This is a genomic window from uncultured Nocardioides sp. (assembly GCF_902805925.1).
Lineage (GTDB): Bacteria > Actinomycetota > Actinomycetes > Propionibacteriales > Nocardioidaceae > Nocardioides.
This window is the reverse complement of sequence record NZ_CADCUP010000180.1, coordinates 4,934-19,816: the sequence shown is the minus strand read 5'-3', so window position 1 is coordinate 19,816 and position 14,883 is coordinate 4,934. Positions and strand designations below refer to the sequence as shown.

The 14,883-nt window shown below is 73.7% G+C and carries 13 protein-coding genes; 4 read left to right on the top strand and 9 right to left on the bottom strand.

Annotation, left to right across the window (positions count from 1 at the left end; translation table 11 throughout):
• From QZX64_RS13165 to QZX64_RS13155, 3 genes are all read right to left on the bottom strand, one after another.
• A partial coding sequence (locus QZX64_RS13165) for a branched-chain amino acid ABC transporter permease (protein WP_295660658.1) occupies positions 1-920 on the bottom strand: 920 nt, incomplete at its 3' end.
• Positions 917-1,936, bottom strand: coding sequence for a branched-chain amino acid ABC transporter permease (locus QZX64_RS13160; RefSeq protein WP_295660656.1), 1,020 nt, complete (start codon positions 1,934-1,936; stop codon positions 917-919). The genes QZX64_RS13160 and QZX64_RS13165, both read right to left, overlap by 4 nt.
• Before the next feature lie 16 nt (positions 1,937-1,952).
• Positions 1,953-3,185, bottom strand: a complete 1,233-nt coding sequence (locus tag QZX64_RS13155) for an ABC transporter substrate-binding protein (RefSeq protein ID WP_295660654.1) — start codon at positions 3,183-3,185, stop codon at positions 1,953-1,955.
• Positions 3,186-3,468: 283 nt separating this feature from the next.
• On the opposite strand from QZX64_RS13155, the gene QZX64_RS13150 reads away from it, so the two are divergent.
• Complete coding sequence (locus tag QZX64_RS13150) at positions 3,469-4,182, top strand: IclR family transcriptional regulator (RefSeq protein ID WP_295660652.1); 714 nt, start codon at positions 3,469-3,471, stop codon at positions 4,180-4,182.
• On the top strand, positions 4,182-5,060 hold the full coding sequence (locus tag QZX64_RS13145) for a CoA ester lyase (protein WP_295660650.1): 879 nt from the start codon (positions 4,182-4,184) through the stop codon (positions 5,058-5,060). Before QZX64_RS13150 ends, QZX64_RS13145 begins: the two co-directional genes overlap by 1 nt.
• 12 nt (positions 5,061-5,072) lie before the next feature.
• Here the strand turns inward: QZX64_RS13145 and QZX64_RS13140 are convergent, their stop codons facing one another.
• Genes QZX64_RS13140 through QZX64_RS13125 form a run of 4 tightly spaced genes read right to left on the bottom strand, consistent with a single transcriptional unit; the run spans position 5,073 to position 10,006 of the window.
• Positions 5,073-6,536 (bottom strand): dihydroorotase family protein, encoded by a 1,464-nt coding sequence (locus QZX64_RS13140; protein WP_295660648.1) that lies wholly within the window; start codon positions 6,534-6,536, stop codon positions 5,073-5,075.
• Entirely contained in the window at positions 6,523-7,989 is a 1,467-nt protein-coding gene (locus QZX64_RS13135; protein WP_295660646.1) for an MmgE/PrpD family protein, read from the bottom strand. Before QZX64_RS13135 ends, QZX64_RS13140 begins: the two co-directional genes overlap by 14 nt.
• Positions 7,986-8,798, bottom strand: coding sequence for a cyclase family protein (locus tag QZX64_RS13130; protein ID WP_295660644.1), 813 nt, complete (start codon positions 8,796-8,798; stop codon positions 7,986-7,988). Before QZX64_RS13130 ends, QZX64_RS13135 begins: the two co-directional genes overlap by 4 nt.
• Positions 8,795-10,006, bottom strand: coding sequence for a CaiB/BaiF CoA-transferase family protein (locus tag QZX64_RS13125; RefSeq protein WP_295660642.1), 1,212 nt, complete (start codon positions 10,004-10,006; stop codon positions 8,795-8,797). Before QZX64_RS13125 ends, QZX64_RS13130 begins: the two co-directional genes overlap by 4 nt.
• A gap of 125 nt (positions 10,007-10,131) precedes the next feature.
• On the opposite strand from QZX64_RS13125, the gene QZX64_RS13120 reads away from it, so the two are divergent.
• Both QZX64_RS13120 and QZX64_RS13115 read left to right on the top strand, forming a co-directional pair.
• The gene (locus QZX64_RS13120; RefSeq protein WP_295660640.1) at positions 10,132-11,532 is read left to right on the top strand and encodes an MmgE/PrpD family protein; all 1,401 of its coding nucleotides are present in this window, start codon (positions 10,132-10,134) and stop codon (positions 11,530-11,532) included.
• Positions 11,533-11,541: 9 nt separating this feature from the next.
• Positions 11,542-12,111: a TetR/AcrR family transcriptional regulator gene (locus QZX64_RS13115; RefSeq protein WP_295660639.1), complete on the top strand. Its 570-nt coding sequence runs from the start codon at positions 11,542-11,544 to the stop codon at positions 12,109-12,111.
• Between the two features lie 3 nt (positions 12,112-12,114).
• On the opposite strand, the gene QZX64_RS13110 is transcribed toward QZX64_RS13115, so the two are convergent.
• The gene (locus QZX64_RS13110) at positions 12,115-12,801 is read right to left on the bottom strand and encodes an SWIM zinc finger family protein (protein WP_295660637.1); all 687 of its coding nucleotides are present in this window, start codon (positions 12,799-12,801) and stop codon (positions 12,115-12,117) included.
• The coding region (locus tag QZX64_RS13105) for a DEAD/DEAH box helicase (protein WP_295660635.1) at positions 12,798-14,883 on the bottom strand (2,086 nt) is incomplete at its 5' end. The genes QZX64_RS13105 and QZX64_RS13110, both read right to left, overlap by 4 nt.

The following is a 14,883-nucleotide window of genomic DNA, read 5'->3' as shown; positions in this document are numbered from 1 at the left end:
ATCAGCTCGGAGAGCGGACCGACGACCAGGGCGCCGAGGACCGGCCCCCACACCGTGCCGATGCCGCCGATGACCGCAGGGACGATCGCCTGGATCGAGACCGCGGAGCCGAAGGCCTGCTCGGGGCCGACGAAGAAGAAGTACTGCACGTAGAACGAGCCGGCCACCGAGGTGAGCGCGCAGCTGAGGCCCACGGCCACCAGCCGCACCCGCAGCACGTTGATGCCCAGCGAGGAGGCGGCCACCTCGTCGTCGCGCGCGGCCTGGACGTACTGCCCGGTCCGCGAGTGCACGAAGGCGATGACGCCCGCCAGGGCGAGCACGAGGATCGCCGCCGGGATCCAGATGTACATGTCGCTGCCCTGGGCGTACTGCAGCATCCACAGCGAGTCCTCGGGGAGGATCGGCACGTTGAACCCCTCGGTACGACGCAGGACGTCGAGGTTCTGCACCACCAGCAGGAACATCTGGGCGAAGGCGAAGGTCGCGAGCGCGAAGTAGGCGCCGGCCAGCTTGTAGCGCAGGCACAGGAAGGCGATCAGCATGCCGACCGCCGCGGACAGCACCGCGCCGGCGACCATCGCGACCCACGGCGAGATGCCGTGCTCCACCAGGAGGTAGGCGTCCATGTAGGCGCCGATGCCGAAGAACGCGGCGTGGCCGAAGCTGAACATGCCGCCGTACCCGCTCATCAGGTTCCAGCCCACGGCCATGATCGCGAAGACCAGCGTGCGGACCGCGATGGTCTCGCCCTGGTCGTCGAGCAGCAGCGGCACGATCGCCAGCACGACCGCGAGCCCGGCGAGCACCAGGTAGCTGCGCAGGGCCGTGCGGTCGCGCAGGCGGGGGTCGTCGGCGGAGACGTCCGGCCGCGCCGGTCGCTCCCTGCTGGTGGTCGTGGTCGCCGGCCGGTCGGTCATCGCGCCGCTCCGAACATGCCCTGGGGACGGAAGAAGAGGACGAGCACGAAGACCGCGAAGACCAGCACCAGCGACCCGGTGCCCGGCAGGTAGAGCGCCCCCACCGTCTGCACCAGGCCGATGACCAGGCCCCCGACGGTGGCGCCCGTGACGCTGCCCAGGCCGCCCAGCACCACGATCACGAACGCCAGGATCGTGAACTGCTCGCCCACCGAGGGGGTGAGGCTGAGGATCGGGGCGAGCAGACCCCCGGCCACGGCCACGCAGGCCGCGCCGATGCCGAAGGTGAGGGCGTAGACCCGGCGCACGTTGACCCCGACCAGGGCCGCGCCCTGGGTGTTGGAGGACACCGCCCGGATCGAGAGCCCGAACGACGTCCGGCGCAGCAGCAGGGTGACCAGCACCGCGACGAGCAGCGCGCCGGCGAAGGCGATCAGCCGCTCGTACGACGCGATCGCCCCCAGGACGGTCACCGAGCCGCTCACCGAGCCCGGCACCCGCAGCGGGCGGCCGCCGTACACCATGAGCAGGACGTTGACGATCAGCAGCGAGAGGCCGAGGGTGACCAGCAGCGGACCGTCGTGGTTGCCCGTCGCGGTGAGCCGGTTGAGCAGCAGCGACTGCACCAGGACGCCGAAGAGGAACATCAGCGGGATCGCCACCAGCGTCGCGACGTAGACCGGCAGGCCGACCGAGGTCACCAGCGAGTAGACGAGGAACATCGACAGGCTCAGCATCGAGCCCTGCGCGAAGTTCACGATGCCCAGCACCCCGAAGATGAGCGTGAGCCCGATGGAGACCAGGGCGTAGACGCCGCCGAGCAGCAGCCCGGTGACGATCGACTGGGTCACCAGGCCGGCGTCGCGGCCGCCGACGGCGTAGACGAGCGCGATCGCGACGACGACGGCGCCGAGCACCGCCAGCGGGACCCGGACCGCGGCCAGCCGGGAGCCGCCGGAGCGCTGCTCGGCGGCGTCCGCGTCACCGGGCGCCCCGGTCTGCATGGTGGAGCTCATCGGCGCTGCGCCCCGCTCACTCGGTCGGGTAGACGAGGTCCGCGGTCTTGAACTCCTCGGGGAAGACCTGCTCGACCTTGCCGCCCCGGATCTGCATCACGATCACCGTGGCGTTCTCGTTCTGGCCGGTCTCGTCGAAGATGATGGGGCCGTCGAAGGCCAGCAGCGGGTCGTCGAGCTCCAGCTCGGCGATGGCGTCGCGCACGGCGGTCGGGTCGTCGCTGCCGGCGGCCTCGAGCGCCTCGGCGATGACCTCGACGGCCTGGTAGGACAGCATCGCGGCCGTCTCCATGGGCTTGCCGTACTCCTCCTCGAAGCGGGTGCGGATGTCGGCGGCGCGGTCGCTCGTCGCGGCGTAGTGGTAGTTCGCGCTCAGCAGCCCCTCGCCGCCCGCACCGGCGTCGGCGGGGAAGGAGCCGTCGTCGAAGCCGCCGTTGGCCACGCCGTACACGGCGTCGACGTCGGGGGCCAGCGCGTCGATCGCGTTGGCGATCAGCAGGGCGTCGGGGTAGTAGCCGGTCACCACGATCGCGTCGGGGTCGGCGGCCGCGGCCTCACGGACCTGCGTGGTGGCGTCGGTGAAGCTGGTGCCGTCGTAGGTGACCTCGGCGGCGACCTCGACGCCCTGGCTCTCGGCCTGCTGCTGGAACGCGTCGAACACGCTCTGGCCGAAGGAGCCCTCGATGTGGATGTAGGAGACGGTGTCGACGGGGGCGTCGCTGGCCTCGCCCATCGCGACCAGGGCGTCGGCGCCGGCCTCGCCCATGCTGGTGGCGTCGGGCTGGATGCGGAAGGTGTTCTGGTATCCCTGCTCGAGGATCGCGTCGTCGACCGCCACGTCGATCACCAGCGGCACCCCGGCGCGCTCGGCGACGGCGGCGACGTTCTGCGTGACGTCGCTCTGGTAGGTGCCCACGAGGGCGACGGCACCCTCGCTGATGAGCCGCTGCGCCTCGCTCTGGCCGATCTCGGCCTTGCCCTGGCTGTCGCCCTCGGCCAGCGCGAGCTGCGCCCCGTCGAGGGCCTCGATGCCGCCGTCGGCGTTGATGTCGGCGACGGCGAGCTCGGCCCCGCCGTTCATCAGGCCGCCGACACCCGCCAGCGCACCGGTCATGGGGTGCACGGAGCCGATGACGATGTCGCCGCCGTCACCGCCTCCGCCGCGGCTGCCGCCGCCCGAGTCGTCCGCCCCGCAGGCGGCCAGGGCGGTGGAGGCGAGGACGAGTGCTGCCACTCCGGTGAGCTTCATCTGACGGGCCTGCCTTCCGTGCCGCGAGGGCATCAGGACTCGTTCCTCGTAGAGGAACGATCGCGCGACCTGCTGTTTCGCTCAGCGAGAGCAAGATCACGTGGGAATCGGGTCATCCATCGGAGTATGGCACGCTGGCACGCTGGTGGCTAGGGTCTGGCTGCTGGCAGTCACCACTGCTAGAGTTCCGCCAAGCGGAACGCAATGGGGGAGGCTCGACATGGTCAAGGGAACGACGGCCGTCCGACAGGACAGCAATGGCGGGACCGAGTCAGCCGACCGGGTGGCCGACGTGCTGCTGCTCTTCGCCCAGGCCAGCCACCCGCTCGGCGTCACCCAGATCGCGCGCTCGCTGGGGCTCAGCAAGGCCGTCGTCCACCGGATCCTCCAGTCGCTGACCTCCCGCTCGCTGCTCCAGGCCGCCCGCGGGTCGACGTACGTCCTGGGGCCGACGGCGACCACGCTGGCCGCCAAGGCGTGGAGCCAGCTCGACATCCGCTCACTGGCCTCGCCGATCCTGCGCCGGCTCCGCGACGACACCCTCGAGACCACGACGCTCTCCGTGCTCGTGGGCCACCAGCGCATCTACCTCGACCAGTTCGAGAGCCCCCAGGAGGTCAAGATGGTCGTCGAGCTCGGCCCCCGCTTCCCCCTGCACTCCGGCGCCTCGAGCCGGGCCATCCTGGCCCACCTCCCCACCGTCTTCGTCGACGAGGCGGTCGGCCAGCTGCGGGCGCTCCGGACCGACCTCGACGTCGAGGCGTACGTCGCCGCGCTGGAGGCGATCCGCGAGCACGGCTACGCCAGCTCGCTCAACGAGCGCGGCACCGGCGCCGCCTCCATCGCCGCGCCCTTCTTCGACGCCGGCGGCAACGTGATGGGCTCGATCAGCTCCTCCGGCCCCGTCTCGCGGTACGGCGAGGAGGGCCACCAGGACCACGTGCGCCTCGTCGTCACGGCGGCGAGGGCCATCACCGCGGCACTGGCGGCCGCCTGATGTCCGCGACGCTGCCCCGCTCCTTCCTCTACGTCCCCGGCAGCCGCCCGGAGCTCTTCGCCAAGGCGTACGACGGGCCGGCGGACGCGCTGGTGCTCGACCTCGAGGACGCCGTGCCGCCGGCCGGCAAGGACGCGGCGCGCGAGGCCGTGACCGCCTGGCTCGGAGGGCTGGGCGCCGCCGATCGGACGCGGCCGGAGCAGTGGGTGCGCATCGACCCCGACCACCTCGAGGCCGACCTCGACGCGGCCGTGACCGAGGCGCTGGACGGCGTCTTCCTGGCCAAGTGCACGCTGGCCTCCCTCCACGACACCGCCGAGCAGCTCGGCGCCCTGGAGGCCGAGCGTCGTCCGGGCAGCGAGCCGGTGCCGGTCGTGGGGCTCCTCGAGAGCGCGGGGGCGCTCGCCGACCTCGCCGCGCTGGCCGCCCACCCGCGGCTGACCACCGTCGGCATCGGTGAGGCCGACCTGCTCGGCGAGCTGCGGATGGCTCGCAGCGAGGCGACCGCCGCGGCGGTGGACGCCATCCGGGTGCAGGTGGTGATGGCCTGCGCCGCTGCCGGGTGCGCGGCGCCGGTGGCCCCGACCTCGACGGCCTTCCGCGACCTCGACGCCTTCCGCACGACGACCCGTCACCTGCGCGACCTGGGCTTCCGCTCGCGCACGGCCGTCCACCCCGGTCAGCTCCCCGTCATCCACGACGTCCTCACGCCGGGCGCCGACGAGGTCGCCGGAGCCCGGGACGTGCTGGAGCGGTTCGACGCCGCGCAGGGCGGGGTCACCGTCGACGCCGAGGGGCGCATGGTCGACGCGGCCACGGTCCGCACCGCCCGGGAGACCCTGGCCCGCCACCAGGCAGCCGGCCGCCGCTCCCGCTGACGTACGCCGGCCTCAGGCGCCCGAGCGACGGACGTACCGGCCCCGCGGCTGCCCGACGACGGCCCCGTCGCGCAGCACCGGCTCGCCGCGCAGGTAGGTGTCGGTGACCCTGGCGGTCAGGCCGAAGCCCTCGAAGGGTGTGTACTCCTGCGTCGAGAGCGAGTCCTCGGCGTGCACCACGTAGTCGACGGTGTCGTCGACGAGGCAGAAGTCGGCGTCGTACCCCACGGCGAGGTCGCCCTTGGTGCCCATGCCGAACCGCTGGGCGGGGTTGCGGGCGGTGAGCTCGGCGATGCGGTTGTAGGAGAGCCCGCGCTTGCGGCCCTCGCTCACCATGCCGGGCAGGAGGTACTCCGTGCCCCCGAAGCCCGACTTCGCCACGAACACGTCGTCGCGCGGCTCGCCGAACTTCGTCTCGTCCTTGCAGCAGGCGTGGTCGCTGGTGACCCAGGAGAAGTGGCCGGCGAGCAGGTGCTCCCACAGGGCCTCGACGTCCTCGGGCGAGCGCAGCGGTGGGTTGACCTTGCCGCCGAGGTTGGCGGTGTGGAAGTCGGCGAGGAGGTGGCCGACCGTGACCTCGCGGCGGAAGTCGATGTGCGGGAACGTCGACTGCATCATCATCGCCGCCTCGATCGCCTTGCGGGAGCTCAGGTGCAGCAGGTTGATCGTCGGCAGCTCGGTCTCGTGCGCGAGGTAGGAGGCGATGGTGATGGCCAGGCCCTCGGAGTGCGGCGGGCGGGCGGCGCTGTAGGCCTCGAGGCCGGTCAGCGTGCCCTCCTGCTCGACGAGCCTGGTGTAGGCCCGCATGATCTCGGCGGTCTCGCAGTGCAGCGAGAGCGAGATGTGGTCGCGGTCGGCCGCGAACCGCTCGTCGGCGCGGGCGGCCTGGATGCCGCGCATCACGAACTCGAAGTGGGCGATGTCGTAGGACTGGTCCTCGGGGATCATCAGGAACGACGCCTGGTCGGCCGAGCGGCCGTGCAGCCCGTGGCTGCCGTAGAACATGAAGATCTTGAACGACGGCACGCCGTGGTCGGCGATGAGCTCGGGGATCTCGTCGATGTGCTCGGTCAGGATCGGCGCGACGTGGAAGCCGTAGTCGATGTAGGCACGGCCCTCGGCGGCCGCCAGCACGTCGGGGAACACCTCGCGGTAGGGGCCGGTGCGGTTGAGGTAGTAGGCGCCGGTGCGGATGTAGGTGATGCCGGAGGTCACGCCGCCCTGGGCGGAGGCCCGGCTCTCGGAGTCGGCGTCCTCGCCCAGCTCGTTGTAGATCCCCCAGTGCTGGTGCACGTCCACGACGCCGGGGAACAGGTGCCGCCCGCCGGCGTCGAGGACCTCGGCGTCGCCGGGGTCGATGGACTCCTCGAAGGCGGCGAAGCTGCCGCCCTCGACGGCGACGTCGAGCCGCTCGGGGGCCTCGGCCCCGGGGCGGACCACGAGGGCGTTCTTGATCACCAGGTCATGGCTGGACATCGGCTACCTCATCCTCGGGTGGGTCGGCGGTGGACCCGGCGACGTGGCCGGGGTCCACCAGGGTCAGCGGCCGCAGCAGCGCAGCCAGGTCGGTGCAGTGGTCCAGGTCGTCGCAGGCGCGGGCCAGCGCCTCCACCTGCTCCGCCGGGAGCGTGCGCCCGGCGTTGTCGCGGAACTTCGTGGCCAGCTCGTCGAAGGAGAGCGGCCGCTCCGGGCCGCCTCGCGTCGTGAGGACCTCCTCGACGACCTCACGACCGTCGTGGAGACGCGCGGTCAGCACGGCCGGGAACTGGCGGGGGAAGACCGCGGTGCAGCGGTCGTCGGCGACCACGTCGACCTTCGCCATCACCGCCCGCCGCTCCGGGTCGCGGGCCAGCTCGTCGGTGTAGTCGTCGAGGCCCGCACCCAGGCCGCCGCCTCCCAGCAGGCCCACCGCGACGGCGTACGGCCCGCTGAACTGCGCCATGTAGCCCGTCTCGGGCGCCCGCTTCACCTCGATCGGCTCGCCGATGGTGCGCAGGTTGGGAGCGGGTACGCCGAGGACCAGTCGCTCCACGTCGCCGGGCCGGATGCCGGCCTCGCGCAGGGCGGCGGCCGCGTCGACGGCGGCGTGGGTGAAGTGGTTGGCGGGGTAGGGCTTGAAGAAGATGCCGGGCACCGCCCAGTCGCTGCCCAGCCCGTCGGTGACCGCCTGCGCGTCGTACCGCCCGTGCAGCCAGGCCTGGAAGAACCCGAAGCGGCCCTCCAGCACGGTCGGCGGGCCGGTGAGCCCGTGCGCCACCAGCTCGGCGGCGGACACGGCGGAGTGGGCGGCCCAGCCGCAGTGGATGCGCTTGACCGTGCCCCCGGTGCGGTTGGCCTCGATGATGCCGGAGGCCATCGACGCCGCGACGCCCAGCGCGTGCACGACCTGCGCCTCGTCGCCCTCGACGACCGCCGCTGCCACGGCGCCGCCCATCGCGCCGCAGATGGAGGTGGCGTGCTGGCCGTGCTCGAAGAAGGTCGAGTTGCCGGCCTCCTCGTCGTAGCCGGCCATCCCGAGCCGGACACAGGTCTCCAGGCCCACCGCGATCGCCCGCACCAGCGTGCGGCCGTCGGCGCCCGCGCGCTCGGCCGCGGCCAGCGCCGCCGGCACCACCGTCGCGCTGGGGTGGAGCACCGAGGGCAGGTGCGTGTCGTCGTAGTCGAGGGAGTGCGCGAGGACGCCGTTGACGAAGGCGGCGAGGCCGGCCGGGAGCCGCTGCTGCACGCCCACCGCCGAGGCGCCCCGCGCGCCACCCTGGCCCGCCGCCCAGCGCCGGGCGGCCCGGCTGGTCTCCAGGGGCGCTGCGGCCACCGCGATGCCCAGGGTGTCGAGCACCCGCATCCGCACGCTCGCGACGACCGCCTCGGGCAGGTCGTCGTACGACGTGCCGGCGGCGAAGGCGCCGAGCTGCTCGGCCAGCGTGCTCACCGGGCCACCAGCGCCAGCGGGCGGACCGGGGAGCCGGTGGCGCCGTGGATGTTGAGCGGCACCAGCACGAAGGTGAACTCGCTGTGACCCGCCGCCGCCAGGCCCTCGAGGTCGAGCGCCTCGACGATGTAGATGCCGGACTCGACGAGGAGCACCCGGTGGGCCGGCAGCAGGGTGTGGCCGCCACCGGGGGCGAGCCGCTCGAAGGCGATGGTGTCGGCGCCGGCGGCATGGACCCCCCGGTCGGCCAGCCAGGTGGCGCCCGCCTCGCCGATGCCGGGCACGCCGGTCTCGCGACCGAGGTAGGGCGCGCCGTCGGCGAAGAGCCGGCCCCAGCCGCTGCGCAGGAGCACGACGTCGCCGGCGCCGACGGTGAGGCCCTGCCGCCGCTCGCAGCCCTCGAGGTCGGCCACCGTGATCTCGTAGCCCCCCTCGCAGTGCTCGGTGCCGAGCAGCGCGGGCACGTCGAGGAGCACGCCGCGGCGCACCATCGGCTCGATGGTGTGGACGCCCAGCTCGTCGTACCTGCCGCCGATGCCGGCCGCCACGGCGTCGACGCCCCCGAACATCAGGCCGTCGTGGGAGACGTGCGAGAGGGCGTCGATGTGGGTGCCGACGTGGGTGCCGGTGGTGATCAGGTCGTTGGCGGCCGAGCCGCCGTCAGGGCGCACCATGTCGCCGTGCCGGCGCGGCAGGGTGTGCCAGAACTGCGGGTGGTTGGGCGACTGCGGCATGCCCACGCGCAGCTGCCGGCCGAGGTCGACGACCTCGAGGCCGCGCTGCACGACCTCGAGCAGCGGGTCGCTCATCGCACGACCCCCGCGTCCCTCAGCCCGGCGATCTCCTCTGCCGCCAGGCCGAGCTCGGCCAGCACCTCGTCGGTGTCGGCCCCCAGCGCGCGCCCGGTCCAGCGGATGCGCCCGGGGCTCTCGCTCATCCGCCACATCACGTCGTGCTGGAGCAGCGGGCCGAGGTCGTCGTCGTCGACCTCGCGCAGCATCCCGGTCTCGCGCACGTGGGGATCCTCCGTGAGGTCCTGGGCGTTGTAGACCGGCGCGATGGCCGCGCCCGCCTCGGTGAAGGCGTCGAGCACCTCCTCGCGCGTGCGCTCCGCGATCCACGCACCCACGTAGCCGTCGAGGAGGTCGACGTGCTGGGCGCGGCCGTGGCCGCTGGCGAACCACGGCTCGTCGACGACCTCGGGATGGCCGACCAGCGTCAGCACCCGCTCGGCGATCCGCTGCGCGCTGGTGGAGACGGCCACCCAGCGGTCGTCGGAGGTGCGGTAGGTGTTGCGCGGTGCGTTGTTCGTGGAGCGGTTGCCGTGCCGCGGCTCGAGGACGCCGAGCTGCTGCCACACGGTCGGCGCCGGGCCCACCGCGGTCATGATCGGCTGGAGGATGTTCATGTCGACGACCTGGCCCAGGCCGGTGCGGTCGCGGTGGCGCAGCGCCATCATCACCGCCGAGGACGCGGCGATGCCGCAGATGCTGTCGGCCAGCCCGAACGCCGGCAGGGTCGGCGGTCCGTCGGGCTCGCCGGTGGCGTCGGCGAAGCCGCTCATCGCCTCCGCGAGGGTGCCGAAGCCCGGGCGGTCGGCGTACGGGCCGGTCTGGCCGAAGCCGGTGAGCCGCACGACCACCAGGCCGGGGTTCTCCACCTGCAGCACCTCGGGGCCCAGGCCCCAGCGCTCGAGCGTGCCGGGCCGGAAGTTCTCGACCAGCACGTCGGCGGTCGCGGCGAGCCGGCGCAGCACGGTGGCGCCGTCCTGGTGCTTGAGGTCGATCGCCACCGTCCGCTTGTTGCGGCTGATCTCCTTCCACCACAGCGGCACGCCGTCCTTGCTGTGGCCGTGGCCGCGCATGCTGTCGCCGTACGTCGGGTGCTCGACCTTGACGACGTCGGCGCCGTAGTCGCCGAGCAGCTGGCAGCACAGAGGGCCGGCCAGGATCGTCGAGACGTCCAGCACGCGCAGGCCCTCGAGGGGCAGCCCGAGGGACGGGGAATCCGAGGACACACGATCACCGTTCCGCTAAGAGAAACATGGTCGGGGCCTCACCCTAGCGCCCCGTGCCGGTGCAAGGGAAGGGCGTCCGGCGGCGGACCGTTGACCACGGCGCTCAGCCGCCGTAGCGTGCAGGTGTGGGTGACGGATCGGTGTTCCGGCGACAGGAACAGACGGCCGCGGCGATCTCCCGGCTCTCGGCGTTCGCCGTCGGCCTCGAGCATGCCGCCCTGCCCGCCGCCGTGAGCGATCGGCTTCCCCTCCTGGTCTCCGACCTCGCGGGCGTCACCGTCGCCGGGATGCGCACGCCCGAGCTCGCCGCGCTGGTCGAGGCCTGGCCCCTCCCTGCGGGCGCGGCCCCGCTCCCGGGCACCGACGTGGTCACCTCGCCCGAGACCAGTGCCCGGCTGGCGGCGGTCGCGGCGTGCTCCCTGGAGCTCGACGAGGGCAACAAGTACGCCGCCGGGCACCCCGCCGCCCACGTCTTCTTCGCGGCGGTCGCCGCCGCCCAGGAGGCCGGGCGCCCGGTCAGCGGCGACCGCTTCCTCACCGCCGTCGCCGTGGGCTACGAGGTCGCGGCGCGCTTCGGCCGGGCGACCACGAGCGGTGAGGGCTGGCACCCGCACGGCCACTGGGGCGCCACCGGGGCCGCCTGCGCCGCCGCCCTGCTGCTCGACGCGACCCCCGAGCAGGTGGCCGCCGCGATCGACGCGTCCACCGGGCTGGTGCACGTCACGCCGTGGGGGACGGTGCTCGACGGCGACTTCACGCGCAACCTGTGGATCGCGGGCGCCAACATCGCCGGCCTGCACGCCGCCCGGCTCGCCCTGGCCGGCCTGGTCGACAACCCCGGCACGACCGCGCACTCCCTGGGCGGCCTGGTCGGGCAGCTCGACCCCGAGTCCCTGGTCGGCGACCTCGGGGAGCGCTGGCTCGCCGCGGAGGGCTACCTCAAGCAGCACGCCGCCTGCTCGTACACACACCCGGCCATCGACCTCGTCCAGGCGCTGCTGGCCGGCGGGGCGTGGCGGGCGGACGACGTCGTGGCGGTCCGGGTGCGCACGCACTCGCTGGCCCGCCCGCTGCTGGGGCGGCACCCCCGCAACCGGCTCGCCGCGATGTTCTCCCTGCCGTTCGTGGTGGCCACCGCCGTCGTCAGCGGCACGGTCGACCCCTCGACCATGGAGCCCGGCTCCGCCGCGTTCGCCCGGGCCGAGGCCTTCAGCGACCGGGTGGAGGTGGTGGTCGACGAGGCCCTCGACGCCCACCTGCCCCACCTGCGGTGCACCGAGGTCCGGGTGGAGCTCGCCGACGGCAGCGTGGTCGGGCTGGGCGCGCCCAACCCGCTCGGCGACGCCCACTACTTCCCCCTCGGTCCCGACGAGGTCCGGGCCAAGCTCGAGCGGCTGCTCGGTGTCGCCGACGCGGGTGCGGTCCTCGACGCCGTGGCGGCGCTCCCCGGAGCGCCCGACGCGCGTCCGGTGCTGGCGCGTCTCGCGCTGGCGCGACGGGCCACCTCACAGGTTAGCGACCGCTAACCTGAGCGGATGGGCCGCCGGGAGCAGATCCTCGACACCGCCGCGGGGCTGTTCGCGGCGCGCGGCTTCCACGGCGTCTCCATCGCCGACCTCGGGGCCGCGTGCGGCATCTCCGGCCCCGCGATCTACAAGCACTTCGCGTCCAAGGACGCCGTGCTGGCCGAGATGCTGGTCTCGATCTCCGAGGAGCTGCTGCGGCTCGGGCGCGAGCGGGTCGCCGCCCACGACGACCCCGCCGACGCGCTGCGCGCCCTGGTCGACCGGCACACCGACTTCGCCCTGCGCCAGCGGTCGCTGATCGTCGTGCAGGACCGGGACTGGGAGTCCCTGCCCGGCGACGCCCGCGAGCAGGTCCGCACGCTCCAGCGCGCGTACGTCGACCTGTGGGCCGCGCAGCTGCAGCGCCGTCACCCCGGCACCGGCCTCGACCGGGCCCGCGCGATGGCGCACGTCGCGTTCGGGCTGCTCAACTCCACCCCGCACAGCGTGCTGCTGCCCGAGGACGCCATGCGGGAGCTGCTGTCCTCGATGGCGCTGGCCGCGCTCGGCGTGGAGGCGGCGGTCGCCCACGCCGGGTAGCCGTCACACCAGGTGGTCGATGCCCCGGTCGGGGTCGTCGGCCACCTCCAGGATGCGGGCGGCGCGCAGGGCCGCGTCGAGCCCGGTGTCGAGGTCGTCGACACCCCGACCCCGGTCGTCACCCGAATGCCCGGTGGCCCCGCCCAGCGCCTGCAGCCGGGCCAGCAGCTCCTCCCTGGCCAGCCCGCGCAGCTGGATCAGCACGAACGGGTCGGTGGCCACCAGCCAGCCGACCTGGGTGCCGACCGCGAGGGCGTGGCGGCAGGGGTCCATCCAGGCCGAGCAGGAGCAGCTCCAGGCCAGCTCGCCGGCGTACGGCAGGAGCTCCACGCCGGACTCCTCGACCGCCTCGACGAAGGGGTGGGGCAGGTCGCCGGCCAGCAGGCTGGCGATGCGGCCCGCTCCCCCGGACACCACGTCGACGAACATGGCGGTGGCGGCGGCGTCGAGCCGCTCGACCGCGGCCTCGACGGTGAAGGTGTCGTCGCCCTCGTCGACCGGCGCCACGAACCCGCCCTCGGACACCGAGATGTGCCCCACCGCCCCGCGGCGCGCCAGCGCCCGGCCGGCGCGGAGGTCCTCCACGGCGTAGGCCGACTCCTCCATCGCCCGGCCCCACGCCTTGCTCCACCAGGTGGCCCCGCGGGCACCGGACCTCGCGCGGAAGCGCGGGTGGATGACCGTGCTCATGCGCCGTCCGGCGAGGACTCGACCGGGCGCAGCTCGACGAGGTCGCGCAGCTCGGCGTCGGACAGCTCGGTCAGCGCCGTCTCGCCGCGCGCCAGCACGGAGTCGGCCAGCGCCCGCTTGCGGGCGAGCAGCTCGGCGATCCGCTCCTCGATCGTGCCCTGGGTGACCAGGCGGTGCACCTGCACCGGCTTGGTCTGCCCGATGCGGTAGGCGCGGTCGGTGGCCTGGTCCTCGACCGCGGGGTTCCACCAACGGTCGACGTGGACGACGTGGTCGGCGCGGGTGAGGTTCAGGCCGGTGCCGCCGGCCTTGAGGGAGAGCAGGAAGACCGGCACCTCGCCCGCCTGGAACCGCGCCACCATCGCCTCGCGCTCGCGCACCGGCGTGCCGCCGTGGAGGAGCTGGTGCGGCACCCCGGCCGTCTCGAGGTGGCGCTCCAGCAGCCTCGCCATGGCGACGTACTGGGTGAAGACGAGCACGGCGCCGTCCTCGGACAGGACGGTGCCGAGGACCTCGTCGAGCAGGTCGAGCTTCTCGGAGCGGCCCGCCAGGCGCGGGTTGGCCTGCTTGAGGAAGTGCGCGGGGTGGTTGCAGATCTGCTTGAGACCGGTGAGCAGCTTGAGCACGAGTCCGCGCCGGACGTCCTCGTCGGCCCGCTCGATGCGCTCCATGCTGTCGCGCACGAACGACTCGTAGAGCACCACCTGCTCGCGGGTCAGCCCGAGCAGGTGGTCGGTCTCGGTCTTCGCGGGCAGCTCGGGTGCGATGCCCGGGTCGGACTTGCGGCGGCGCAGCAGGAAGGGACCGATCAGGTCGGCGAACTGACGCGCCTTGTCGGGGTCGACGCCGGCCTCGATCGGCGCGGCCCACACCTTGCGGAACGCGTTGCGGCTGCCGAGCAGGCCGGGGGTGGCCCAGTCGAGGATGGCCCACAGCTCGGTGAGGTTGTTCTCGACCGGGGTGCCGGTGAGCGCGACCCGCGCCCGGCTGCCGACCGAGCGCAGCGCCTGCGCGGTGGAGGACCGGGGATTCTTGACGTGCTGCGCCTCGTCGGCCACCACGAGGTCGAAGCCCACCCGGTCCAGGGCGGCCGCGTCGTTGCGCATCGTGCCGTACGTGGTCAGCACGAACCCGCCGGTGAGCCCCTCGAGGTCGCGGCCGGCCCCGTGGTGGCGGCGTACGGCGACGCCCGGGGCGAAGCGGCGGATCTCCGCCTCCCAGTTGCCGAGCAGGGAGGCCGGGCACACCACGAGCGTCGGCCCGGACCCGCGGTGCAGGTGCAGCGCGATCAGGGTGACGGTCTTGCCCAGCCCCATGTCGTCGGCCAGGCAGGCGCCCAGTCCCAGCGTGGTGAGCTCGGCGAGCCAGGTGAGGCCGTGCCTCTGGTAGTCGCGCAGCTCGGCCCGCAGCGCCGGGGGCACGGCCACCGGCTCTCGCGTCGCCGCGCCGGCGAGCCGCTCCCGGACCTCGAGCAGCGACGCCCCGACGATCACCTGCTCGGGCAGGTCGTCGATCTCGACCACGCCGGTGAGCGCGGCGGCGAGGGCCTGCACCGGCTTGACGGTGCGGACGAGCCGCTTCTTGGCCTTGCGCGCGATGCGCGGGTCGACGATCACCCAGTTGTCGCGCAGCTTGAGCATCGGGACGGCCGCGGAGGTGAGCCGGGCCATCTCGTCCTCGTCCAGCGGCTCGCCGTGCAGCGCGATCTGCCAGTCGAAGGAGAACAGCGCCTCCGCGCCGAACACGCCGGTGTTCAACGGCTCCTCCCGCCTGCCGGGGGCGGTCCTGCGGTCGAGCACCGCGGTGGCGGTGAGGTCGCGCCCCAGCGTGCGCGGCCACAGCACGCTGACCCCGCGCTGCTCGAGGTCGGCCACGCCGTGGTCGAGCAGGCTGACCAGCTCGTCGGTGTCGAGCGTGACCTGGTCGGGCACCCGCAGCTCGAGGAACCGCTCGAGGACCGGCCAGGCGTCGGCCGCCGCCCGCAGCGCCACGCTGGCATGCGTGCGGGCGCGGTCGCCGAACCCGTGACCGGCGTCCGGGCCCGACTCGGTGAACAGCGCCCCGGCGTCGCAGACGTGGAGC